The following is a 24,313-nucleotide window of genomic DNA, read 5'->3' on the forward strand; positions in this document are numbered from 1 at the left end:
GGATTATATGGCGGGGCGGGCGAAGACCCAGAAGGCCGCGAGGAGGAAGTTCGCCGAGGAGCAGGTTGCGATGGCGATGGCGTTGGCGGCGACGATGGGCAAGCCGTGGTGTACGAGCAGCGGCGTGAGCAAAGCGTTGCCGACGAGCGAGACGAGGCCATTGCCGAGGTGAAAGCGCAGCAGCTGGGGCCACCATTGTGCCGAGCGGGTTTGTGCTGGCCAGGTGAAGCGGCGATGGAGGGTGAAGTTGGCGAGCAGCGTCAGCTCGACGGCCAGCGCGGCGCAGAGTGATGGGGGAAGGTGCATTGCGCGCGCGAAGAGGGCCACGAGCGAGAGCTGCAGGGCGACGCCTGCTGCTCCGACCGCGTTGAAGCGGAGCCAGCACTGGAGCGGGCTCACGGCAGAGGTGCCCGTAGAGGGTCGAGGCGCGCTAGCTGCGTAGCGTGGCGTGATGCAGTGAGGATGGCGGCGGCGAACATGAAGAGGCAGCCGATGATGCCTCCGAGGTCGTAGAGCAGTACGCGATGACCGAAGACCATGACGCGGGGATGCACCCATGCGGTGATGTTGCCGGCGATCATCAGCAGGCGGAGTTCGGTGGGACCGAACGGGCCTTGCGAGAGCTGAAAGTGGCCAACGGTGTGGGTCGCGAGGAAGCTCTCTCCAGCGAGCAGCAGGAAGCCCGCGAGCAACGCAGCGCAGACCCAGCCGTGTGCGAGTCCGGAGAGTGCGATGCCGGCCATGAGCGCGATGGAGCCGAAGAGGTCGCAGATGTGGTCGAGGTAGAAGCCGTAGCGAGGGCGTTGGCGAAGGCGTACGCGGGCGAGAGTGCCATCGAGGCTGTCGCCCAGCCAGTTGATGGCCAGCATGACGCAGCAGAGGAGGAGCCAGCCGCGATGGTGGCGCGAGAGAGCGTAGGTGAGGCCCGCGGCGAGCTGGCCGAAGAGGCCGAGGGCCGTGAGCTGGTCGGAGGTGAGCCAGGACGGTGCATGGCGGGCAAGGAACTCGAGCGCGCGCTTCTCGGCGGACGCGGTGAGGGAGTGATGGATGCGGCGCTCGGGAGCAGCTGGTGCGTGTGGGATAGGAGGACAGTGGGTGGTCAATGAGACTCCTTTGACAGCAGCGACTGGGTGGTTGGTGTTGAGGGCAGGCGTTCATGCTGGTGCTGGAGGGCGTCGCGGGCGTGAGTGAGGGTGAACTCCAGGGATTCGCGGGGGATGCTATCGACGTAGGGGCCGACGATCCAGCCGAGGCCGCGCGGCACGGAGCGCGAGAGCGAGACGGTTTCGATCTGGAGGATGAGGCCGCCGTCGCGCTCCTCCCAGCTCCACCAGGTATTGAGGCGCCAGAGGAAGCCGTGCTCTTGGGCAGGGCTGAGCGGGTGCTCGCGCGGCGTGCCGGCGGAGTCGATCTCGGTGATGCTGGTACTGCGCGAGCGGCTGTAGCCGCGCTGTGGGGTGCTCTCGGCGAAGGTCACGTCGTAGGTCGCGTCCATGACGACGGTGATGACGTGGTGCTGGCGGACGCGCATGGTGGCGAGGAGGTGATCGCGACTGAGGGGCGTGGCGCGGGCGGAAAGGACCTCTGGAGAGAAGGTGGTGGGGTAGGCGGAGAAGTTGCGGAGCAGATCTTCGAAGGCGGCTGCGGTCGCGCCGGGGACGAAGGTGGTTCCGCGCCAGTGATCGAGGCGTGCGCCGGTAGCGATGTTAGGGGAGGCGGTCACACGCTCGATGTGGAGTTCGCCGGGATGGGGAATGGAGTCGGGACTGGCCAGGAAACTTGCTCCGGTAGCATGTTGCGCGATGAGGCGCTGATCCAGACCGCGGCAGTAGGCGTCGAAGGCTGCGGTGGCCTCGCGAGGAGGGTCGGCGAGCAGGGCGCGGGGGGCGTCGAGGGCCAGCATCAGGACGAAGAGGGCGGTGTGGAGCCGGTGCTTCATGGCTCGACCATCGCGTTTCTGCAGTAACGAGTCTATGCAACGGAACTCACCGTGGGCAGGATTGTTCCTCACGGTGCAAGCTGTGGGAGATCCGTGGTTTGCGCGAAGATCTCACACGGTGAATGGTGCTCATGGAGGGCCGGCTTGGATACACTGGCAGCAATCGGATGGACTCGATGACCCAATCGGCGCGCTATCGCTTTGGCCTTTACGAGGCCGACCTTGGTGCGGGGGAGCTGCGGCGGCAGGGGATGCGGATCAAGCTGCATGCGCAGCCGTTTGCGCTGCTGGGAATGCTGCTGGCGCGGCCGGGCGAGGTGCTGACGCGGGAAGAGATCTGCCGCGAGCTGTGGCCCGATGGGACGTTTGTCGACTACGAGCACGGCGTGAATTCGGCGGTGAACCGGCTTCGGGAGGCTCTGGGAGATAAGGCAGCGAATCCGCGGTTCGTAGAGACTGTGGCGCGAAGGGGGTATCGGTTCGTGGCTCCGGTAGAGCTCATTGGGGAGCGTGAGGCGGTCGTTGGGGCGGGAGGGCCGTTGGCAGAGGCTGACCGTGGCACCCCGCGCGATGAGGCTGTGACCACGGGGGTCCTCGCGGCGATGCTGACGCAGCTTGAGGACCTTCCGTCGGCGTCCTCGCGAGTGGTGCAGACGCTCTTCCTGCTGTTGCAGCTGATGTACCTGGGGTTCTATGTGGGGGCATTGGGGAATCTCGGCGAGATCTCGCAGCTGCTCGGCGAGCTGCCGCACCCGGCGGCGATCTTCTTTGTGCTGGTGGCGACGGCGGCGATGATGATTCCCATGCGGGCCTTTCTGCTCTCAGCAGTGTTGATGCGTGCGCCAAGATTGCGGGGCAAGTTCCTGCGGCTGTGGCCCGTGCTGCTGGTGGCTGACGCGCTATGGTCGCTGTCGCCATTCCTGCTGCTGAATCACATCAACTTTGGACTGGCGCTGGCTTGCACGGCGCTGCTGCTCTATGCGCCCTTCGCGCAGCGGTCGCTGATGCTGATGATCACGCGGGAACCTGCTGTGTCTGCTGCCTAAGTAATGTGCGTGGCGCGGTATGCTGGAAGCTCTTATGACAACCGCACGGATCGCCCGCACGCTATGTCGCCTCGTTCCCACTATTACTCTTACGCTGGCGCTTGCCGCGGCGCAGTCGCACGCGCAGGCCGTCGCGCCAGCGGGCTCAGCTGAGCAGCGCACCGCGCGCGCACTAGAGGCTGCACGCAAGGCTGGACCGGGACAGCTGTACGCGTTCCTCAAGCCGTTTCCCAAGGGCGCGGACCTGCACATGCATCTCTCGGGCGCGATTTATGCGGAGACGTTTATCGCGGAGGCGGCGCAGCAGGGAGTGTGCGTGGCTGGGGTCAGTGCTGGAGTTCCTCCCGCGCCTGTTGGGCAGGATGCGGTGCGGTTTGTTGCGCCGGAGAAGCTGGGTGAGTGTCCGAAGGGCGCAATGCTGGCGGCCGATGCACTGAAGGATCAGGCACTCTATGACAACCTGGTCGACAGCTTTTCGATGCGGGCGTTTGTGCCGACGCAGGGGATCAATGGGCACGATCAGTTCTTCGCGACGTTCTCGCGTTTTGGGGGAATGAACGACGAGCGAGGGGCTTGGCTGGATGAGGTGGCTTCGCGCGCGGCGGTGCAGAACGAGCAGTACCTCGAGATCATGGACACGCCGCCGTTCAAGAAGGCAGCGGGACTGGGCTACAAGATTGGTTGGCCTGCGGGTGCGGAGAAGAACGTCACGCGCGAGCAACTGGCGGAGCTGCGGGAGAAGCTGCTGGCGGGTGGGCTGCGCGATGAGGTGCAGGCGGACGTTGCGCAGTATAAGGGAGAGTTGACGAAGCGTGCGGAGATTGAATCGTGCGGGGGTGCGCAGGCTGCGGCGTCGTGCAACGTCAAGATCCATTTCTTGTATCAAGTGCTGCGAGCCTTTCCGCCGCAACAGGTGTTTGCACAGACTCTGCTGGGCTTCGAAGCCGCGAGCGCAGACCCCGAGGACATCGTTGGCATCAACTTTGTGCAGCCGGAGGATGCGTATTTCGCGATGCACGATTACTCACTGCAGATGCAGATGCTTGACTATCTGCACAGTGTGTATCCCAACGTGAAGATGTCGCTGCATGCGGGCGAGATTGCGCCGGGGCTGGTTCCGCCGGAGGGGCTGAGCTTTCACATCCGCGAGGCGATCGACAAGGGACATGCGCTGCGCATCGGGCACGGGGTCGATGTGCTGTACGAGGACAACTCCGATGCGCTGCTGAAGCAGATGGCGAAGCAGCATGTGATGGTGGAGATCAACCTTACGTCGAACGATGGCATTCTTGGCATCAAGGGCGAGGCGCATCCGCTGCATGCGTACATGGCAGCGCATGTGCCGTGGGCGCTCTCGACCGACGATGAAGGCGTGAATCGCGGCGACCTGACGCATGAGTACATGAAGGGCGTGATGGAGCAGGGGCTGACGTATGGAGACCTGAAGCGGTCGGCGCGCACGGCGATGGAGCATGCGTTCCTGCATGGCGCGAGCTTGTGGGCAGCGCAGGATGACTTTACTCGCAAGAAAGCTGGTTGCCCTGCTGTTGCTTATGAGCCGGTGCGGCTCACGGAAGCGTGCAAGGCATTCCTCGATGCGAATGAGAAGGCCGCGCAGCAGTGGGAGCTGGAGCGCCGCATCGCTGCGTTCGAGCGGCAAGTCCCTTAGTCGTCGGGCAGAGCGAAGCGGTAGCCGATGTAGTTTTCGGTGAGCAGATACTTTGGGTGCGCGGGGTCGGTCTCGAGCTTGCGGCGCAGCTGGTTCATGTAAGTGCGCAGGTATTCGCGCTCGTCACCGTACTCCGGTCCCCATACCGACGTGAGGAGTGTGCGGTGGGCGATGGGGCGGCCGGCATTCTTCATGAGCGTTCGCAGGAGTTCGAACTCGGTGGGTGTGAGGTGCACGACCTCGGCGCCCTTGAGGACGCGGCGGCGATCGGGATCGAGGCTAATCTCTCCGACCGCGAGGACGTCGCTCTCCGCGCTGCGTTTGATTTCCCTGCGGCGCAATGCGGCGCGGATTCTCGCGATGAGCTCGGGAAGATGGAAGGGCTTGGTGACGTAGTCATCGGCTCCGGCTTCGAGCGCGTTGACCTTGTCGTCGTTGTGGTCGCGCACGGTCAGCACGATGATCGCGAGGGCTGGATGAGCTTCGCGCATGACTCTGCAGGTGGCCATGCCGCCCATGCCGGGCATGTTGAGGTCCAGCAGCACGACTTCATAGGGCCTGATTGCGAGCTCTCGCAGCGCATACTCTCCGGTTGCGGCCTTGTGGGCATCGAGGCCGAGGGCGGTAAGTGTTCCGCCCAGGCTCTCGAGCAGCGCGGGGTCATCTTCCACGATGAGAATCGATCCTTGCATCGGGCTCCTCTCCGGTTGGGATGGGTATGGCGATGGTGAATGTGGTGCCTGAGGACGGATCGCTCAGCACGGCGATGGAGCCGCCGAGGGCATCGATGGCCTGACGCGCGATGGAGAGCCCGAGGCCTGTGCCTGGGGCCTTCTGTTCGACCTGCGGGCTGCGATAGAAACGCTTGAAGACGAGACTGGATTCCTGGGGTGGGATGTACGAGCCATCGTTGTGAATCGCGATAGTGGCGTCGGTCCCGTCATGCTGCACGATCATCGTGACGAGGGAGTCTGGTGGGCTGTACTTCAGCGCGTTCTCAGTGATCTGCAGCATTGCCATGCGCAGCAGGTCCGGATCGGTGGAGACACGAATCGGCGCGGTGGCGCCTGACAGATGCAAGCGTGCGGCATTCGCTCCGTTAATCTCCTCCGCGACGGCGATGGCCAGTGATGCGATATCGATCTGTCTTCGCTTGGCCGTCACCTTGGTATCCAGCCTGGCGGTACGCAGCAGGCGATCGGTGAGCCCAGCGATGAAGTGTGCCTGCTCCGCGATGATGTGCAGCAGACGCGTCTGCGGGTCCGCGAGGCTGCCCATGGCGATGACGCCGGCGCTGGATATGGAGATGGTGGTGAGCGGGGTCTTGATGGAGTGTGCGAGGCCATCGAGGACACTGCTGCGTAGTTGCTCGGAGTTCATTTCGAGCTGAGCCTGCACCTCGCTGCTCAGCGCCCTCGCGCGTTCAAGGGTCAGTGCGACAAGAGTAGTGATGGAGCCGAGGATGGAGGCGTCGGGAAGGTCGCCTTGCAGCTGAAGGCTTCCGACAGCCCGGACCCCCGAGCGCAGCAGCCGTATGCTCTGCTTCGTTAGCGGGAGATCGAAATCCTGACCTGCCATGAAGGCCGCCTGTACGGCCTCGCAATGACGGTCGTCTCCTGTCGAGACGAACTGGCCGTCGACTTCGTCCCACAGGCAAACAAGTTCCAGTCCGAAGCAATCGCGCACGGTGTCGCATAGCTTCTGTGCGATGGGCTCGCGCCAGTCGAGCACGAGGCAACGTTCGGCGAGCAGGTGGAGTGCTTGCTGCGCTGCCTCACGCTGGAAGAGATGCGCGGTCTTCTCCGAGAGCCGGCCGGATAGACGACTGATCGACAGCACGACAAGCAGAAAGCAGCACATCGCCGCGACGTCCTGCGATGAGCTCATGCGGAGCGTGTATTTCGGTTCGGTGAAGAAGAAGTCGAGGGTCAGCGTGGCGACGCAACATGCGGTCGCGGCGACGGCGAACGGAAAGCGCCAGGCGACGTAAAGCAGCAAAAGCAGCAGCAGGGGTATGGCGGAAGCCAAGGACAGAAAGCTCGACAGACCGGCCCCCACCGCGACGATCAGTACGCAGAAAAAAAGCGCAATGCCAGCGATCCTGAGCCTGGGGTGCACGTACTACCTCACGAATTCAAGGCTAGAGCAGAAGGCATAAAGAGTTCGTAAGGAAGCGGTTTATGCCTTCCTGAGCGAAGGAGGTATCGGATAGGAAATACCGGCTTGACCGGCATATGAGGACGACATGAACACCTTCGGAGGCTTCTCCCGTTACCTGCCTGGCGCGCTGCTGCGCGCAGAGATCACAGGTCCATCACGCGTTACGCGCCTGGCCATACTTTGGCTCGCGTTCTTTGCCATGACTGTTTCTGCGCTTGCGCAGTCTACCTTTGGAAGCATTCGAGGCACTGTGACGGATGCGACAGGGGCTGCTGTTCCGGGAGCTACGACGGCGATTGTTTCCGTAGAGCAGGGCTCACGCGTTACGGGCACGACGGACAACTCAGGCGCATTTCTCTTTGAGAATCTGAAGGCCGGAACTTACTCGATGACGGTCGAGCATACGGGCTTCGCCAGTACCAAGGTTACGACGATCACGTTGGGAGCCAGGCAGGATGTTCGGCTCGCGCTGACGCTACAGATTGCTTCGTCCGCGGATACGGTTGAGGTCTCGGGTAGCGCGGATCAGATCAACACCGAAGATGCGACGATCGCGGATGACAAGAACAATGCGCTGATCACGGAGCTGCCGCTGAACAACCGTGCGAGCACGACGAGCCCGCTGGGCGCGCTGTCGCTTTCAGCAAACGTGCAGCAGGACAGCTCGGGCTACATTGCTCTCGGGGGCGCATCGTCGTCGATGGTGAACTTTTCTGTCGACGGTGTCTCGACCGTGAACGTGCGTCAGAATGGTGCGCTGCAGGATGCCTATCCTTCGCAGGAAGGCATCGCCGGCGTCAAGGTTACGGCCTTCAACAACAGTGCTGAGTTCTCGCAGGTGGGCGACGTGACGTTCACCACCAAGGCGGGCTCGAAGAATTTTCATGGCAGCCTATTCGAATACCTGCAGAATAATGCGCTCGATGCCTCGCCGTATGGCTTCAGCGGCAAGGCGCCGAAGCACTTCAACACCTTCGGTGGCTCGCTCGGTGGCCCGGTCGCAATCCCTCACCTCTACAGCGGTAAGTCGACCTTCTTCTTCCTCGACTACGAGGGTAATCGCCGCTCCACGGCGACGCTGCAGCAGTTCCTGGTCCCGACCCTTGCCGACCGTGCCGGTAATCTTTCTGACATCTGCGGCCCGACGATCACGAACATCAATCCGACGGCGGCCGCGCTGCTGAAGTACTATCCCCTGCCAAACCAGAACGTGGCGCTGGGCTGCGGATCGGGCGTTGCTGTCAACTATGAGAATTTCCAGTCGACGCCTTCCCGCACGGACGGCGCGGACCTCCGCATCGACCAGACGCTGGGTTCGAAGAACTCGCTGTACGGACGCTTCAGCCGCAAGAACATCAGCTCGGATGTGGCGAACCCGTTCCTTCCGAACGATGTGGACAGCGTCCACAACCGCAGCCTGCTGGTTTCGGACACCTACACCGTCACACCGAAGCTGCTGAATGAAGCGCGCTTTGGGCTTACGTATGTGACCACCTCGGTGAACTTCCCCATTGCCGGCGCGAGCGCTCTCACGCAGCTTGCGCTTACGGGTGTGGACATCAGCCAGCATCCTCTGACGCATGCGTTTCCGACATTCAACTTCAACGCGGGTACAGGCTTTACTCCCATCGGCCGCGACAAGGCGGGCGTGACGCAATCGCACACCACCCAGATCTCGGACAACCTGACCTGGACGGTGGGCCGGCACACCTTCAAGGGCGGAACGGACATCCGCCGTCTTCGCTACTTCGACCTGGAGAGCTTCGCTCCGGAATTCAATTCAGATGACTTCGGCAACTTCGTCTTTCAGTCGACGTTCACGGGCAATGCCTTCGGCGACTTCCTGATGGGCGAGCCGACGACGGAGTTCTTTGCAGTGTCGAGCCCGGATGTGGGTGGCACAGCGACGCAGTACAGCTTCTTCGCGCAGGATGAGTACCAGGTCAACAGCCGGTTGACGTTGAGCTATGGCCTGCGCTGGCAGGTGCTGCCGAGCTTTGCTGAGGATGGCGGTAACCTGGCGAACTTCGACCAGTACAACAATGCGATTGTGGTCCCCGACAACCTCGCGGCCTACCTGCAGCAGCAGAACATCGTGAGCTCGAACGTCGCGTTCCAGCAGTCGTTCAACTCCTGCACCATTCCCGGCCGCAATACGAACCTGGCCTGTACGCAGTACCTGACCGCGAGCCAGGACCACCTGCCGCAGGGTCTACGTCAGACTTACCTGGGCAACGTGCAGCCGCGTGTTGCGTTTGCCTATCGTCCTTTCAACGACACGAAGACGGTGGTCCGCGGCGGCTTTGGTGTGTACACCATCACGAACCTCGGCCCTCTGAGCTTCAACAACAGTGGCAACCCGACCAGTAACCTGCATGTGTATGCGAACAGCGGCACCGCTGCGGCTCCGCTGATCCAGTTTCCCAACACGGCGCCTCCGTCTTCCGGAGCCACGTTTGGCGGCGGCGGCCTGGATCAGGGTGTGGATCCGCACTACCGCGATCCGCAGGCCAACCAGTGGTCGCTGACGGTGGAACGTCAGCTGAACGAAGCGACCTCGCTGCGCGCCAGCTATGTGGGCATGCACAGCTACCGGCTCTCGATCACCCAGGATCTGAACCAGATCCCTGCCAGCACGGTACCGTATGACTCGGGCGCTACGGCTGGGGCATTCGTGGATTCGCGCGCGCCCTACCAGAACTGGTCGACGCTTTACTCGACCTTCAATGCGGGCAAGGCGAACTACCACGCGGTGGAACTCCAGGCCACGCACCGTATGGGGCATGGGCTCTACTACGACGCGAACTATACGTGGGCGAGCAACCGGGCCGACAACCAGGGCGACACGCCTTCGGGGTTTGCCGGTGAGGTGAATTACGGCGTTCCGGTTGCCGACCGCTTCCACATTGGCAACAACTATGGCAACGAAGAAGGCACGCGCCGCCACCGGATGTTGCTCAACGGCGTGTACCAGCTTCCCTTCGGCGAAGGCCGCATGTGGATGGCCGGTCACAACTGGGTGAGCCGCATTCTTGGCGGTTGGGATCTGAACACGGTGACTCTGCTGGAGACCGGTCCGTGGCTGACGCCTTCCATCAGCCCGGGTGGGTGCCAGGCAGCGGTGAATACTGCGGGGCAGTGCCCGACCAACAACGCGGGCATTCCGGAGACCAACGACCAGTCGAACACGAACATCACGAACCGCGGCGCGACGCTGCGTCCGGATGCGGTTTCGAGCCACTTCTACACTGGCCAATCGCGGACGCAGTACTTCAACATCAATGCGTTCGCTGCGACTCCGGTGGGTGCGGGCCGCTTCGGCAACGCCGGCGTGGGCATCCTGCAGGGGCCGGGAACGGCCGCGGTGGCAATGGGATTGGCGAAGACGTTCGCGATCAACGACGCGCTGCACCTGCGCTTCGAGTCGACGTTCACGAACGTGCTGAACCACACCAACTTCGCTCCGCCGGCCACGCAGATCGACAACACGTCGACCTTTGGCCAGCTCACGGCGGCGACGACGGCAGAGAACGCGGGCAATCGTACGGGACAAGTTGCGTTGCGTTTAGATTTCTAACGTGCAACGGGAAACGTATGGGCGGCCCTTCGGGGCCGCCTTTCTCTTTTGCGTGGATGAGTCGAGCAAAGGAGATCTATGTCGGCTATATCCAGAACCTCTACGACATCATGGAGCAGCTGCGGACGAAGCATCCCGAGCTGGAGATCGAGTCCTGCGCTGGCGGGGGCGGACGTGGACTGTTTCGGGCTCGGTGCTGATGGGCGAGGGCATCGCCATCGCTCTGCGTGGCGACTATGACAGCACAGCGCTGGTGCTGGAGCGGGGCGGACGCTAACGCTGGAAGCGCACCGCAGAAGAAAGGTTAGCGCTGCGCGTCGCGGGTGATTCTCACGGCGATGGGCGTCACGCTTACCGGGACGTCCTGACGCGCTTCGATGCGCAAGAGTACCTGCCACGAATCGGGGAACGGGCCCGAGCCGGCAGCTGCGCGGAGTTGCTGGTACACCGGCCACATGCGGTTCGGGTCGCTGAAGAACTCGCCTACGCCCGCGGTTCCCGCGCTGCTGAGGCCGGCTAACACCAGGATGCGGGTGCCTGAGGGCGACTGGGTCATCCAGATGAGCCCGTAGTCCTCGAGCGCCTCATCGTTGTGCGTCCGGTAGTAGTTCACCTGTTCACCCGGAGCTGGGTGGGCGTTGTGGATCCAGTCGTACTCGATGGTGAAGTTGGCGGCCGAGAGCGTCTCCTGGACGAAGGCGCTCTCATGGGGGGCTCCGAGGATGATGAGCTGCTCCTGCCTGGCGGTCTGCCAGTTCAGAAACCGCTCCTCGGTGAGCTGCGCGCTGCGGCCGGTAGCCTGCAGCGTGCGGGCCAGGCCGAAGGCCGCTTTGGCTTCGCCGAGACCGGTGTAGTTGGTCATATCGACGAAGAAGTGATGGTAGGGAAACGCCGCCTGGTTGTCGTTGGCGGTTTTGTTGAGCACCTCGGCCATGTCCTGGGGGACGGGGATGTCCTTTGGACTCGAGCCGAGCGCGGGTCCGGGGCTCTTCAGGCCGTGATAGAGAAGCACATGCGGGTTGGTGATGGCGATCTCGCTCTTCTCGCTGGAGCGTAGCCCGATGGGACCCAGCAAGTCGCCGTAAAACGAGTACGCCTCATCCTGCGAGCCGTGTGTCCGAACGTGGCCACGCGTCCACCATCCTGCACCCATCGCCAGGAGGAGGCTGAGGGCGAAGATGGCGTACATCCGCCATCCGGGCCGCGTGCCCGGGGCAGCGACCGGATGCGACTCTCCATCGATAGGCGTGAGCTCCGTCACGACTGCAGACGCGCTAGCTGAGGGCGAGCTGTGCGGCATCTCGTCCAGGCGGGCATGTTCCGCCGCAGCAGAAGAGATTCCTGCAAACGCCGGTTCCGGTTCGCGCACCTCGGCGGGGATGAAGTCCGGGACGTAGGAGCCCAGTGGGAGGGAGATCCGCAGGGGTTGAACCGGGTTCTTCGCGTAGAACTGGGCAAGCCGACGGCGCACGTCGTTCGCGGTCACGCGCACGATGGCATCGGTGCTGGTGTTGTAGTCGCTGCGGCGATGGAAGATCTCCACGCCGAGCAGACGCTCCTTCAGGCTCCCGGAATCGCCCGCGAGGGAGCGCCCAACAAGGTGCTGCAGCAACTCCGAAGCACGCCGGCTGGCGGCAAACTCGTTGCTGGCCAGGACGACGTCCAGGTGTTCCTGGATTTCCGCACGGCTCGGCGTGACGGCAGCCGTCGTCGGCGCGTCAGCTTCTTCGCGTGGATGAGGCGTAATGACCATGCCGGTGCAGCCGAGTATAGCGACGGGAGGCTGCTAACGACATCAACAGCACGTTAGCGGCCTCAGCGTCGTGACGGATCATTCGACCACTCGAAACCTTCTCCGTCAACCTGACTCCAGGAAGGCATGGGGAGTTGAGGGGCAAGGCGTTAGAGCGGGCGTCGAACCCTGCTCGTTGCCTCGAAGCCGAAGGCCTCCGATGGCGTGAAATGCCGGGGTCCCAACGGTCCAAACGTCCCGTTCGAACCGGCCTAACCTAGATAGCTCCCCACTTAGCTCCTACGCTGTAGCCGGTTTGCAGGAGTGTTTCGTGTCTTTGTTAAGAACAGATGTACAGGGGAAGCGGGCAGCCGGCCACACGAGGCCGGTTCCGAAGCGCGGCTTCGGAGGCAGATTGGAGCTCGTGGTTCTGGTCGGGCTTGGAGTTTTCGGGGCTGTGAGCACGGACGCCCAGGAGCCCTCGCAGGTGGGACCGTACCTGGCGCACCTCGTGGCTGGCGGACCGGCGCTGGTCAAGCCGCTGCCGGCCAAGCTTGCCGCTGCCGGAGCTCGCACCGAAGAGCTTTGGGTGCGGACGGCGACGCCGGAGGTGGACGCACTGATCGCTGGCATCGGGGATCCGGCCGAGCTGTCCTGCTATTTCGAACTCCGCCACGGACATCCTGGGATCGGCACCGAGGCGGGTATCTCGGTGCAGGCGGCTACCACGCTCTCGCCCAACGCATGGCACCTGCTCGCAGTAAGTGATGACGGCGAGACGATGACGCTGTACGTGGATGGCGCGGCGGCCGGGACGGCGCATTTCCTCAAGGGCAATCTGGCTCCCGCGATCCGGCTTGGCCCTGATCCGGGGGACAATGCGATGCGCTTCAGTGGAGACATTGGTGGTTTCACCGTGGCGGAGGGAGCGAAATCCGCGAATCAGATCGCGGGCGACTTCGCGGCTCCGCCGAATTTTGAGGCTCAGCTTCGCGAAGAGAACGCCAAGCCCTGGGCAGTTCAAGCGAAGCAGCAGATCGGCTACCTTGCACCGCAGGACCCGGCAGACATGCCGCGGGGGGCTGCGCCGGAGCGTGCACACGCGAAGCCCTTGCCGCCGGCGTCGCCGACGTTGCATCCGGATGGCGCGGGATCGTGGGAGCTCGCGGCGAACTGGCGGCTCTACTCCAACGCGGACGGCAAGGTGCAGCCGGAGGATGGCGAGCGCATCTCGCTGCCGGGATTCCAGGATGCGTCGTGGATGGCAGCGACGGTGCCGGGCACGGTGCTGACGACGATGATCGACCGGGGGATTTATCCGGACCCGGACTTTGGCCTGAACAACCTCGCTATCCCCGAATCACTGAACAAACATGACTACTGGTACCGCGTGGAGTTTCCAGAGCCGGCACGGCCGGCAGGACATCGCTTCACGCTGCATTTCGACGGCATCAACTACGCCGCGGACATCTGGTTCAACGGCCATCGTGTGGGCGAGATCCACGGAGCGTTCCGGCGTGGGGACTTCGATGTGACTAAGTTGCTGCGTCCGGGAGCGAACGCGCTCGCGGTGCGCATGTCCCCGCCGCCGCATCCGGGCATCCCCGCGGAGCAATCCATCAAGGATGGCCCTGGCTACGACGGCGGCCTGATGATGATCGACGGGCCGACCTTCGTCGACACGGAAGGCTGGGACTGGATTCCTGCGATCCGCGATCGCGACACTGGCTTGTGGCAGGGCGTGCGGCTGACCGAGACAGGCGATGTCACGCTCGGCGATCCGAAGGTAGTCACGCGGCTGCCTCTGCCTGACACGTCTTCCGCAGATGTTGAGATCGACGTGCCGGTGCACAATGATTCGCACGTCGCGCGCAAGGTGGTTGTTGAGGCAGCGTTCGAGGGCGTTCAAGTTCGTTTGCCGGCGACGGCTGCGCCCGGCGATACGTTGCTGTACCTCACATCCAAGGCCTTCCCCCAGCTCCATCTCCTACACCCGCATCTTTGGTGGCCGAACGGATATGGCGAGCCATACCTCTATCACCTCAAGCTCAATGTGGCACTTGTGGGTGGCGCGGTCTCGGATCGCCGGGAGATGACGTTTGGAGTGCGCGAGGTCACGTATGAGCTGACGTTGTTTGATCGCACCGGCCATCTTCGCCGCGTGGAGGCTAGCCCAACGCAGACGCTTGGCAAGAGCTATGACCCCGTCGATGTGCACCACGAGGACATGCGGCAGACCGCGAGCAGTTGGGCGTCCACCATCGATCCCAAAGCTGACGGCACACCTGCACTGTTGCCGGTGACTGACGAGCCCGGACTTACGGATCTCGTCATCAAGGTCAACGGTGTGCGCATCGCGGTGCGCGGTGGCAACTGGGGCATGGACGATAGCCGCAAGCGCGTGAGCCGCGAGCACCTGGAGCCGTACTTCCGGCTGCATCGCGAGGCGCACCTGAACATGATCCGCAACTGGGTGGGGCAGAACACGGAGGAGGTGTTCTACCAGCTGGCGGATGAGTACGGCCTGATGGTGTGGAACGACTTTTGGGGCTCGACCGAGAACACGGACGCTGAGCCGGGCGACCCACAACTGTTCGTCGACAACGCTCGCGATACGGTGCGCCGCTATCGCAATCATCCTTCGATCGTGATCTGGTGTGGACGCAACGAAGGCGTGCCACCGCCGTTTCTCAACGATGAGCTCATCGCCATGCTGCATGACGAGGATGGGACGCGCTTCTATTCCCCCAGCTCCAATCAGGTGAACCTGCGGCCCAGCGGGCCTTATCACTGGGTCGAGCCGTCACTCTACTTCAGCAAGCTCAATCGCGGCTTCTCCGTGGAGCTTGGCATCGCATCGTTTCCCACGCATGAGGCCTTCGAGCACACGGTGGCGCCGGCGGATCGTTGGCCAGTCAGCGATGCGTGGGCGTACCACGACTGGCATCAGGCCGGCGGCGGCAACACCCACGAGCTGATGAAGCAGCTGGAGCTTCAGCTTGGGCCGTTCGACTCGCTGGCTGAGTTCGAGCGCCGCATCCAGCTGTTCAACTACGTCGATCACCAGGCCATCTATGAAGGCATGTACGCGCATCTGTGGAAGCCCAACAGTGGCCGCATGATCTGGATGACGCAACCGGCGTGGCCGAGCACGATGTGGCAGATGTACAGCTCGGACTATGACACCCAGGCATCGTTCTACGGCATCCGCAAGGCCAACGCTCCGCTGCATGTGCAGATGGACCTGGCGGACCACACCGTGCAGGTGGTGAACACCACGCTCCATGAGCATCGCGGACTTCATGTGACGGCGCGGATCGTGTCACCGCAGAACGAGACGCTGTCAACGCAGCAGGCCACGCTGAATGCTGCTTCGAATGCGACCACGCCGCTATTCACGCTTCCGGTTGCGGATCTTTTCAAGCTTCATCCGTTGCTGTTCGTGCGGTTGGAGATACACGACGAGGCAGGTGCGCTGCTGGCTGACAACTTCTATTGGGTCGCGAGGGATCCGGAGAGTAATCGCGGCTTGGAGAAGTTGACGCCTGCAATGTTGAGCGTCAGTGTCCGTGGCAGCGGAGAGGTGATGGCCACGGAAGGCAAGGAGCGCGCGTGGAGTGTCCATCTGAGGAACACCGGGCACGATGCGGCCATTGCTCTCAAATTGACGGCGCTGCACGCTGACGGCAGCCGTGTGCTTCCGGCGTATTACAGCGACAACTACATCTCCCTGCTGCCTGGCGAGGAGCGCACCGTCACGGTGCAGGTTCCCGTTGCGGCGGTAGGAGAGGACGTCATTCACTTTTCGCTGCGTGGATGGAATGCAGCGGAGCAGGTGATTGCACAGGGAGGAACAGAGTCGGCCAGTTCCCTGGCATCGCCCGATCGAGGAAATCAACCTACTGCGCCCTGAGTAGCTCGACATGGAGCGCAAACAAGCACGTAACAACACGATGATCCCATCGCTTCAGCCTTGGTTGCGAGTCGGTGGGAAGAGAGACTTGAGGAGGACGATGCCATGGCAATCGCAGACGCGAGGAAATTGAAGACATTGAATGGTTCAGTCACAATGCCACACGCAACACTGGTCACAGCGTGGAGTGCGGCCGCTGCTATGTTGCTGCTCGCGCCCGCGCTGAGCGTTTGGCCGTTATATGCGCAGGCCAACACTGGTCTCACCGGCAGGGTGACCGATCCGTCTGGCGCGGCCATTCCTGGCGCGCACATGACGTTCACCAACGAAGCCACCGGGATCAAGACGGAGGCGGCCGCGTCTTCCGTGGGGACGTATACGGCGTCGCTGGCGGCAGGAACCTACGACATCACGGTGGTGTCGGAGGGCTTTGAGCGATTCGAGCAGACGCATGTCGTTGTCGAAGTCGGCGCGGAAGTGACCGACGACATCAAGCTGACGGTGGGCTCGACCAGCCAGACGGTCGAGGTGTCTTCCCTGAATCTGCTGCATATGGACACCACTGATTCTCAGCTCGACTCGGTGCTGCCGACGGAGGAAGTGGCCGATCTGCCGCTCGAGATCAATGGATACGTACGCCAGATCACCAGCTTCGCGACGTTGGCTCCGGGTGTGCGCTCGGGGTCCTACGGCACCGTGACGGTGGAAGGTGGAGCATCCGGGCAGATCAATTCGTCAGGCAACTATTACAACGGTCTGCAGATTGATACGGCGTCCAACATTAACTCGAATCCGCCGTATGAGATGGTGGATCAGTTCCGCGTGATTCGCAATGCGTTCTCGGCGCGGTACGGCATGGTGCAGGGCGCGGTGGATTACAACATGCGTTCGGGCACCAACAAGCTGCACGGCGATGGCTTCTTCATCGACCGCAACAGTGTCTTCGATTCGGCCGGCTTCTTTCCGTCACGCTTCAACAGTGCAGGGAAGCCGATTGCTCCGGTGGACGTGGAAACGGACTGGGGCGGTACCCTCGCAGGGCCGGTGGTCATTCCCAGGCTTTACAACGGCCACGACAAGACGTTCTTCCTGGCGAGCTTCGACCTCTTCCACAAGGACCAGGCCGCAGCGACGGCTTCAGGAGTAAGCATCGGCACGGTTCCGACGGTGGCCGAGAGGACGGGCGATTTCAGCAACTTCGTCAACTCGAACGGGGTGTTGATCCCGATCTACGATCCGCAGACCGGTCAGCAGTTCGTTTGCAATGGCGTGCTGAACGTGATCTGCCCAAACCGCATCGATCCCCTGTCGAAGTCGCTGCTGCAGTACCTCCCCACGCCGAATGCGACGGGAAGCAACTTCGGCATGCAGGACAACATCAACCCGGCGATTGCATCGGTGCCGGTTCAGAACCAGGCCTGGGGCGTCACGGCCAACCATCAGCTCTCACAGAGCCAGAGCCTCTCTTTTACGTGGTGGCGCAACCATTACGTTATTACCCAGGAGGAAAATGCCCCATTCGTGCCGGCGAGTAACCCGCTTACGGGTCAGGAAGTTCTCACCGACAACGCAAATATCTGGCTGGCGAATTACTCCAAAGTGATCACTCCCAACCTGGTGATGACTGCGGGGTTCGCGGCGCAGAACAAGTTCCAGAACAATCAGAATTCTGACGGTCCTGTGAACTTCGCAGGTATCGTGAACGGCACCACCATGCCGTACATCAGCTTCAACGGACAGAATGCGCCGACGAACTGGGGCAACAGCAACAGCAGTATCGTGCTTTACTACGCAGATAATATTGGAGAGAACGTCTTCAATAACTGGATGTGGACGAAGGGCCGGCACACATTCAACTTTGGAGGCGAGTTTCATCACTACTGGGAGTACAGTTCGAACAATTACAGCGGCGGTCACTTCAGCTTCAGCCAGGCTGAAACGTCCATCCCGAATACGGCGAACACCAATTTTTCACAGTATGGCAGTTCGTTTGCGAGCTTTCTCCTGGGATTGCCCGACTCTGCCAGCCGAACCTCAATCGCTGTGACAGCTGCGCATACGAACTCGATCTCCGGGTACATTCAGGACGATTTCAAGGTTACCCCCAAGCTCACAGTGAACCTTGGCCTACGCTACGACCTGATGCTGCCCTATGTATTGACGCAGAATAACAATGTGTTTCTTGCTCCTAACACACCAAATCCCGCAGCCGGTAACCTGCTTGGCGCAGCGACGCAGTATGGCAACTGCTCAGGCTGTGCCGGCTATAACCAGATTGGCGTACACGGTTTGGACTTTGACCCGCGCGTGGGCTTCGCCTATAGCATCGATAAGAACACCGTAGTTCAGGGGGGTTACACTATCACCTTCCTGGGTTATGGCGGCGCGTACGGCCAGGGGGAGGGCCTGAGTGGCGGTCCGAACAACATGGCTGGATTGCTGGGCGGAAGCTACACGGTGAACGCAACCGGAGGCTATACCTCGGCCTATGGTCCATGGTCGAACCCTGCGACGGGCGCAGCGAATCCGATCCCCAATGTAAGTCCAACGCCCTTTAGCCCTGGACTGGGCGTGGCCCAGACAATCTACTATCTGGACTACTCCAAGAACGGCGAAGCGCCAATGTTGCAGATGTGGAGCTCTAGCGTTCAGCGGCAACTGCCGTGGCGCACGATGCTGACGGTCGACTATACGGGCAACCGCGTTACGCATCTCTCGGGCTATAACCGTAACCCGATCGAGCAGCCCGATCCCTCTGTGCTGCAATATGGCGGCCTGTTGTCGGATAACATCAACTCGGCCGCGGCGATCAACGCCGGATTTAAGTCTCCCTATCCGGCCTTTGCGACACAGTTTGGCGGCAGCGCCACGGTGTATCAATCCCTGAAGCCGTACCCGCAGTACTCCGCCGTGTCACGCGCGTGGGATCAGGCAGGAACCACATACTTCAGCGCTATCCAGATCCAGGCAGATAAGCACCTGTCGAACAATATCAATTTACTGGCCAATATCGAGTTACCAAGGCTCTATGACAACCTGGTCACGACGGTCAACAAGTTCAATCAGAAGCCGGACTGGGGCTTGGATTCGACAGGCTCCTTCGAGTCCAAGGCCGCCGTTCTCTATCAGCTTCCATTCGGTCTCGGTCAGCGCTGGATGAACCGCAGCTGGGAAGGTAAGTGGCTGGGCGGATGGCAGGTGTCGGGAATCCTGACGTACAACAACTCTCAACCGCTGGCGATCACGCAAAGCGGTGAGAGCTTCCTAAACGGCACCAATCGGCCTAACTTCAATTCCGCGGTTCCGCTCTGGTCGGGTAACTACAGCAAGATCCCGCTGTACTTCGAAGGTAAGATCCCAGCACCGCTTTTGTTCAGCACTTCCGCGTGGAGCAACACGGGAAGCCAGTATGTGCTGGGCAATGCCAACCGAGTCTATAACGAGGTGCGCGGACCCTGGTATCCGGTCGAGAACCTCAGCGTCAAGAAACTGTTCCATATCACCGAAGGAACTTCGTTCGCGGTACGTATGGACTACTTCAACGCATTCAACCGCGTGCAGGCTCCTTTCCCAACTACCTCACTTGGATCCTCCAACTTCGGCGAGGTCACGTCCAAGTTCACTGCCACGAATCGACAGGGACAGATTATGGCCACCTTCAACTTCTAGCGTGTTCATACCGCGCGGAGGTCCGTCCCATGCGGACCTCCGAGCTTGCGAATGCTGCGGCCAGTATCCGCAACGAAGGCTGTGGATGCCCACACGTTTCAGGAGGTCAGGAAGATGAGATATACCGTGGCGTTAATAGCCGTCGCTGGTGTGCTGGCGCTCGCACCGTCGACTGATGCGCAGCGAACGCTCGACCTCTCCGGAATCCGCTTCTGGGTGGAGCGTGCCGATGCGGTGCGTGGGCCGGAAGGATATGGCGAAGATAATTACTACACATCCTTTCAGATCGCACCGGGGCGCTTTCGAAGCTTTACCTCAAACGCTTGCTGGCTAGCCGTTGACGGCCCCAACTGCACGCAGGCCATGGATGGCAAGGCTGTGGGGGATGCCGGTGCCCCACCCACGACCGCCGCGCCGCATAGCCAGCCGCCGGCCGATGGCGACTACCACATCGATGTGCTGCACTCCACGGCCGCGACCAGTTGGGCGCCGTGCGGGCAGTGGATCAATTCTGTTCTCAGCTACAACGGCAAGCTGTATGCGTTTTCCCATGGCGAGGCTCCGCAACCCGGCACGACAGGTTGCGGTGTCTATCGCACGCACCATAAGACGATGGCGCTGTGGATCTCTCCCGTAGGAGAGAAGGCAGGGCTCGCGGGCAGTTGGTCGAACCCGACGCTGATTCTCGACTCCAAGAATGGAGATTCCGGAAACGGCGAATCCGGCGAGGGGGACTGCACGGCCATCCGCGATGCGAGTTATGCGTATATGTTTTGCCGCAATCCAGTAAGTAACACGACCACGCTCGCGCGCGCATCGCTGACGAATCTTACACAATTTATCAAATACAAGGATGGCTGGGGATCGCAGCCCGGCATTAATGGTCTCGACAGCGATCTTTCCGGAACCGTTGCGGGGCCCGCGCCGGATGGAGGAAATACCTCAATCGCGCTTGGGAGTGCGGCCACGGTGTGGGAAGACAAGCGGATGGTGATGCTGCTCGCCGCGTCCGATCCTAAGTTCGCCGGCCTCAAGATGTCGTTCACGATGCTCTCCAATCTGCGCAGCAACAGTATCGGTTTCACCACGCTCCCCGTCCCGCTCTTCGTGCAGGAGACGAACGCGGCCGGCAGATATCCCTATGGCGGCAATCCTCCGCATAACCTCTACATCTATCCCTCGGCCATCAGTCCGGTTGACGGCACGCGGAGTTGGGACCTGACGAAGAAGGACCAGTTTCTTCTGGCGTATGCCTTCGTGCCGCCGCACAACAACATGTCGCAGCGCATCCTGGCGGAACGCAGCGTGACCGTCAGCGTCTCGCACAAGGCGCAAGATCCGCAGGTGCTGGTGGCGCTGACCACACGGCATGATGCCGGCTTCGGGCAGTATTACTCCAGCACACAGCCGGTGGCCTTCGGCAGCGATGCATCCTTCTCTTATCCTTCCGGCACGTTCGCTGAGATCAGCGTGGATACAGTTGGCTATTTTCCACAGCTTTCGGCCGACAATCCGAAGTCGCAGGGCCAGACGTTGACGAAGATCATCGAGTGCCGCAACAGCACGCCCTGGCCTGCAGGCCATCCCGACCACCTCGTCACGAGTGTGACCTGCGACGCGCATTACAACGAGGAGGCTGTCGCCGGATATAGCTATCCCAGCAAGCCGGCGAGCGGTAACTCCGTCGAAATTTATCGCTGCAGCAGCGTCAATGGAACGTATTGGGTCTCTGCCAGTAGGACCTGCAACAGTGAAGGCAAGAACGAGAAGTCTCTCGGCTGGATCCTGAGGAAGTAGATGAGCCGGCAAACAGTCCCGCAGTGCAACGTTCTTCGGATAGGAAAGGCCATGATGAATCGATCTGGCAGCCACACGCTCCGCTTCAGTCTGCTAGCGCTTATCTCAGTCTTCGGCATCAGCATGCGCGCACAGAACGATGGCGCTGCGGCGAAGGATGGGCCCATCGTGGTGCTCATCACCATCGATGGCTTTCCGGCACGAGCTCTGCAGGACCCTCGGTTGCCCATGCCGACGCTGCGCCGGTTGGAGGCCGAGGGCGCGCACGCCGAAGCGATGGTGCCCGTCAATCCGACCGTCACCTGGCCGAATCACACGTCGATGATCACCGGCGTGCCTGCCAGCGAACATCACGTGATGGTCAACGGCCACATCGAGTGGCACACGCCCTCAGGACCGCCGACGGTGGCGCCCTGGGTGGCGAAGGATGTGCTGGTGAATGCTCGCACGCTCTATGACGCCGCGGCGGAGAAGGGAATGACTACAGGTCAAGTGGACTGGGTCGCTATCTATGGTGCGAAGAACGTGCGCTGGGAGTTTGGCGAGAAGCCCGATGTTGCGAGTCCCATCGTGCAGGACCTGATCTCCAATGGGAAGTTGACGAAGGAGCAGGCGGAGAACTTCAAAGGCACGGCTGCGTGGCATGACCAGATCTGGACGGACGCTGCGATCGATATCCTCACGAAGCACACGCCGAACCTGTTGCTGTTCCACCTTCTGCAAACTGACTCGCTGCAGCACCAGTATGGTCCGCTCTCGGCCGCGGCCTATGCGGCTTATGCCTATGCGGACTCCTGCATCGCGCGTCTGGTGGACGCGGCACGCTCCGCGGGCCTGCTGAATCGCATCACCTTTGTCATCGCCTCAGATCATGGCTTCGGCGACGTGAAGCACGGCATCCGTCCCAATACGTTGCTCGCGCAGCGCGGCATCATCAAGCAGGAAAATGGTAAGTGGACGGGCGACGCGTGGTTCATCGACGAAGGTGGTGCGGCTGAACTGTTTATCCGCAACCCGGCTCTGAAGGCCACGCTGGTTCCGGAGCTGAAGGCATACTTCGAGAAGCTCCCAGGCGTCGCAGGGGTCTTTACCAGCGAGGATGCGCAGACGCTTGGCATTCCTGCGGTCGGCAGCACAGATCAGGCGCCGGACCTCTATCTCACCGCGAGCCCGGACTATGCCTTCTGGAGCGGCAACGATGGTCCCTTTCAACAGGAGGCGTCTCCTGCCGGAGGAAGTCATGGCCGCCGCAACACGGACACCGATATGCAGGCTTTGTTCATTGCATCCGGCAATCACATCCGCGCGGGCGTGGACCTGGGAACAGTCTCCAATCTCCGCATCGCTCCCACGATCGCGAAGCTGCTTGGCGTTTCTCTGCCCGCAGCGAAGGAAGCGCCCTTGAACGAAGCGCTGCAGTAGGAGTTGGGTGCTGGGACGGGACGTATCGAACGAGGAGAACATGCATCGGTTAACGCCGATCGCGCCGCACTGGCACGTAGTGTGAGGAAGAATATCGAGCCGGACAGCAATCGCAGCCCGTCAGGCTTGAGCGTGAATCTTTCTTGCAGGGTTGTCCCCCGCCATAGAATGCTGGCGCGGAGACGCAACGCGTAACTTATCGATTGAGTGAATGGTCGGCCTTGCTGGACGATCTTCGAACTGCCCCTGAGTGACGGTCGTCACATCCTGGGGCGAGGCGGCGGGTAAAAGCTGATCTGATAGCCCAGACAAACTAGAGCGTGTTTCATAAACACCGTCTCAGTGTAATCAAGAGACAAGCGAGATAGAAGAAGGCTTGGTAGGTCAGGAGGAGATGCTCATGCCGAACGAGGAGTCTTCGAAACTGACCGAGCCAGGCGTTGGTTCGTTCGATGATCCACCGCCGTTTGTAGCGACGCAGTTTGCGACCGTCTTGGAAGCGTCGCTGCACTCGGTTGAACCGATAGGGAACGATCAGATCGATGCCTCGCTTCTGGAGCCGCTCACGCAGCGGGTCGGAGTCGTAGGCACGGTCGGCGATCACCCTTTTGGGCTTCTGTGGCGGGCGGCCCTTGGAACGTGGGACGCGGACTTCGGCGAGCGTGGCTTCCGCAAGCGTAACTTCTGCCGGTGTGGCACTTTCCAGCCGAACTCCCAGCGGAAGACCGCAACCGTCGACCAGTACCATCCACTTCGTTCCCTTGCCGCGCTTGGTTTTGCCGACAGCGGAGCCCCCTTTTTGGCTGGAGCGAAGCTGCCATCCAGAAAGGTCTCGTCCCACTTCAGCAAGCCCTTGGCATCGAGCGAACCCAGCAGCGCTCGCCAGGCATCGAGCCAAACTCCTTGCTCCTCCCACTGCTTCAACCGCCTCCAGCAAGTCGCCGGAGAGGGATACTTGTCGGGCAGGAACCGCCACGCGGCTCCGGTCTGCAGCACCCACAAGATGCCCTCCAGACAGTCCCGGTTGGCCGCCCAGGGACGGCCTCGTCTATCCTTGCGGAGCTTCGGTTCCGGCAACAGAGGCTCGATCTTCCGCCACTGCGCCTCGGTCAGCAACTCGAATCGATTCTTGCTCACGCAATAAGCTCATCAAATCAACCGCCTCGAGAAAAAGTCTCCAGCTTGAGGCCGAACCTATTTATGAAACACGCTCAGTCTCAACCGTTGATTGCGGTTTCTGCAACCTGATGTAATATTTGTCCATCCTTCCACGACTGTTTGCTTCTCTGGAGCAGAGAGAGTTCATCGATGATTTCCCTGGGCACGTTGTGTTCCCCTGCCTCCCTTTCGCTTCGGCGAGTTTCCTCCGCATCGCTGCTTTCTTCAATT

Annotated in this window: 15 protein-coding genes and 1 pseudogene; 8 read left to right on the top strand and 8 right to left on the bottom strand. The window is 61.6% G+C overall.

The window, feature by feature from the left end; all coding sequences use genetic code 11:
* Window positions 1-3 precede the first annotated feature (3 nt).
* The 3 genes from AC5E6W_RS02305 to AC5E6W_RS02315 are packed head-to-tail and all read right to left on the bottom strand — an operon-like array spanning window position 4 to window position 1,939.
* On the bottom strand, window positions 4-399 hold the full coding sequence (locus AC5E6W_RS02305; RefSeq protein ID WP_491750641.1) for a GtrA family protein: 396 nt from the start codon (window positions 397-399) through the stop codon (window positions 4-6).
* Entirely contained in the window at window positions 396-1,103 is a 708-nt protein-coding gene (locus AC5E6W_RS02310) for a CDP-alcohol phosphatidyltransferase family protein (protein WP_491750642.1), read from the bottom strand. The genes AC5E6W_RS02305 and AC5E6W_RS02310 overlap by 4 nt, the downstream gene beginning before the upstream one ends.
* Window positions 1,100-1,939: a hypothetical protein gene (locus AC5E6W_RS02315; protein WP_491750643.1), complete on the bottom strand. Its 840-nt coding sequence runs from the start codon at window positions 1,937-1,939 to the stop codon at window positions 1,100-1,102. The genes AC5E6W_RS02310 and AC5E6W_RS02315 overlap by 4 nt, the downstream gene beginning before the upstream one ends.
* Window positions 1,940-2,115: 176 nt before the next feature.
* On the opposite strand from AC5E6W_RS02315, the gene AC5E6W_RS02320 reads away from it, so the two are divergent.
* Both AC5E6W_RS02320 and AC5E6W_RS02325 read left to right on the top strand, forming a co-directional pair.
* Window positions 2,116-2,985, top strand: a complete 870-nt coding sequence (locus AC5E6W_RS02320; RefSeq protein WP_491750644.1) for a winged helix-turn-helix domain-containing protein — start codon at window positions 2,116-2,118, stop codon at window positions 2,983-2,985.
* Between the two features lie 34 nt (window positions 2,986-3,019).
* The gene (locus AC5E6W_RS02325; protein WP_491750645.1) at window positions 3,020-4,654 is read left to right on the top strand and encodes an adenosine deaminase family protein; all 1,635 of its coding nucleotides are present in this window, start codon (window positions 3,020-3,022) and stop codon (window positions 4,652-4,654) included.
* Here the strand turns inward: AC5E6W_RS02325 and AC5E6W_RS02330 are convergent.
* Both AC5E6W_RS02330 and AC5E6W_RS02335 read right to left on the bottom strand, forming a co-directional pair.
* A complete protein-coding gene (locus AC5E6W_RS02330; protein WP_491750646.1) occupies window positions 4,651-5,346 on the bottom strand; it encodes a response regulator transcription factor in 696 nt (231 codons plus the stop codon). The two genes, AC5E6W_RS02325 and AC5E6W_RS02330, sit on opposite strands and share 4 nt — an antisense overlap.
* Window positions 5,315-6,772 (bottom strand): sensor histidine kinase, encoded by a 1,458-nt coding sequence (locus tag AC5E6W_RS02335; RefSeq protein WP_491750647.1) that lies wholly within the window; start codon window positions 6,770-6,772, stop codon window positions 5,315-5,317. The genes AC5E6W_RS02330 and AC5E6W_RS02335 overlap by 32 nt, the downstream gene beginning before the upstream one ends.
* Window positions 6,773-6,899: 127 nt before the next feature.
* Here AC5E6W_RS02335 and AC5E6W_RS02340 point away from each other — a divergent pair, with 127 nt between their 5' ends.
* Window positions 6,900-10,391 (top strand): carboxypeptidase-like regulatory domain-containing protein, encoded by a 3,492-nt coding sequence (locus tag AC5E6W_RS02340; protein ID WP_491750648.1) that lies wholly within the window; start codon window positions 6,900-6,902, stop codon window positions 10,389-10,391.
* 56 nt (window positions 10,392-10,447) lie between these two features.
* Window positions 10,448-10,591 carry an alpha-galactosidase gene (locus AC5E6W_RS02345; protein ID WP_491750649.1) on the top strand — a complete coding sequence of 48 codons (144 nt, stop codon included), beginning with the start codon at window positions 10,448-10,450 and terminating at the stop codon, window positions 10,589-10,591.
* Between the two features lie 104 nt (window positions 10,592-10,695).
* On the opposite strand, the gene AC5E6W_RS02350 is transcribed toward AC5E6W_RS02345, so the two are convergent.
* On the bottom strand, window positions 10,696-12,144 hold the full coding sequence (locus AC5E6W_RS02350) for a hypothetical protein (RefSeq protein WP_491750650.1): 1,449 nt from the start codon (window positions 12,142-12,144) through the stop codon (window positions 10,696-10,698).
* Between the two features lie 436 nt (window positions 12,145-12,580).
* Here AC5E6W_RS02350 and AC5E6W_RS02355 point away from each other — a divergent pair, with 436 nt between their 5' ends.
* The 4 genes from AC5E6W_RS02355 to AC5E6W_RS02370 all read left to right on the top strand — a co-directional run bounded on the left by AC5E6W_RS02355 (window position 12,581) and on the right by AC5E6W_RS02370 (window position 22,924).
* The gene (locus AC5E6W_RS02355) at window positions 12,581-16,036 is read left to right on the top strand and encodes a glycosyl hydrolase 2 galactose-binding domain-containing protein (RefSeq protein WP_491750651.1); all 3,456 of its coding nucleotides are present in this window, start codon (window positions 12,581-12,583) and stop codon (window positions 16,034-16,036) included.
* Window positions 16,037-16,141: 105 nt separating this feature from the next.
* Window positions 16,142-19,705: a carboxypeptidase-like regulatory domain-containing protein gene (locus tag AC5E6W_RS02360; RefSeq protein WP_491750652.1), complete on the top strand. Its 3,564-nt coding sequence runs from the start codon at window positions 16,142-16,144 to the stop codon at window positions 19,703-19,705.
* A gap of 114 nt (window positions 19,706-19,819) precedes the next feature.
* A complete protein-coding gene (locus AC5E6W_RS02365) occupies window positions 19,820-21,502 on the top strand; it encodes a hypothetical protein (protein ID WP_491750653.1) in 1,683 nt (560 codons plus the stop codon).
* 51 nt (window positions 21,503-21,553) lie between these two features.
* Window positions 21,554-22,924 (top strand): alkaline phosphatase family protein, encoded by a 1,371-nt coding sequence (locus AC5E6W_RS02370; RefSeq protein WP_491750654.1) that lies wholly within the window; start codon window positions 21,554-21,556, stop codon window positions 22,922-22,924.
* A gap of 325 nt (window positions 22,925-23,249) precedes the next feature.
* On the opposite strand, the gene AC5E6W_RS02375 is transcribed toward AC5E6W_RS02370, so the two are convergent.
* Both AC5E6W_RS02375 and AC5E6W_RS02380 read right to left on the bottom strand, forming a co-directional pair.
* Complete coding sequence (locus tag AC5E6W_RS02375; RefSeq protein ID WP_491750655.1) at window positions 23,250-23,924, bottom strand: IS5 family transposase; 675 nt, start codon at window positions 23,922-23,924, stop codon at window positions 23,250-23,252.
* Window positions 23,828-24,061 (bottom strand): annotated as a pseudogene (locus AC5E6W_RS02380) (transposase); the annotation flags it as partial. The gene AC5E6W_RS02375 and the pseudogene AC5E6W_RS02380, both read right to left, overlap by 97 nt.
* Between the last annotated feature and the right edge of the window lie 252 nt (window positions 24,062-24,313).

It is taken from the genome of Bryocella sp. (assembly GCF_058498515.1).

Bases quoted from the DNA above. Each gene is read 5' to 3' on its own strand.
- AC5E6W_RS02320 (WP_491750644.1), top strand. From the start codon at position 2,116: ATGACCCAATCGGCGCGCTATCGCTTTGGCCTTTACGAGGCCGACCTT.
- AC5E6W_RS02325 (WP_491750645.1), top strand. From the start codon at position 3,020: ATGACAACCGCACGGATCGCCCGCACGCTATGTCGCCTCGTTCCCACT.
- AC5E6W_RS02340 (WP_491750648.1), top strand. From the start codon at position 6,900: ATGAACACCTTCGGAGGCTTCTCCCGTTACCTGCCTGGCGCGCTGCTG.
- AC5E6W_RS02365 (WP_491750653.1), top strand. From the start codon at position 19,820: ATGAGATATACCGTGGCGTTAATAGCCGTCGCTGGTGTGCTGGCGCTC.
- AC5E6W_RS02350 (WP_491750650.1), bottom strand. From the start codon at position 12,144: ATGGTCATTACGCCTCATCCACGCGAAGAAGCTGACGCGCCGACGACG.
- AC5E6W_RS02330 (WP_491750646.1), bottom strand. From the start codon at position 5,346: ATGCAAGGATCGATTCTCATCGTGGAAGATGACCCCGCGCTGCTCGAG.
- AC5E6W_RS02345 (WP_491750649.1), top strand. From the start codon at position 10,448: ATGAGTCGAGCAAAGGAGATCTATGTCGGCTATATCCAGAACCTCTAC.
- AC5E6W_RS02360 (WP_491750652.1), top strand. From the start codon at position 16,142: ATGGCAATCGCAGACGCGAGGAAATTGAAGACATTGAATGGTTCAGTC.
- AC5E6W_RS02315 (WP_491750643.1), bottom strand. From the start codon at position 1,939: ATGAAGCACCGGCTCCACACCGCCCTCTTCGTCCTGATGCTGGCCCTC.
- AC5E6W_RS02370 (WP_491750654.1), top strand. From the start codon at position 21,554: ATGATGAATCGATCTGGCAGCCACACGCTCCGCTTCAGTCTGCTAGCG.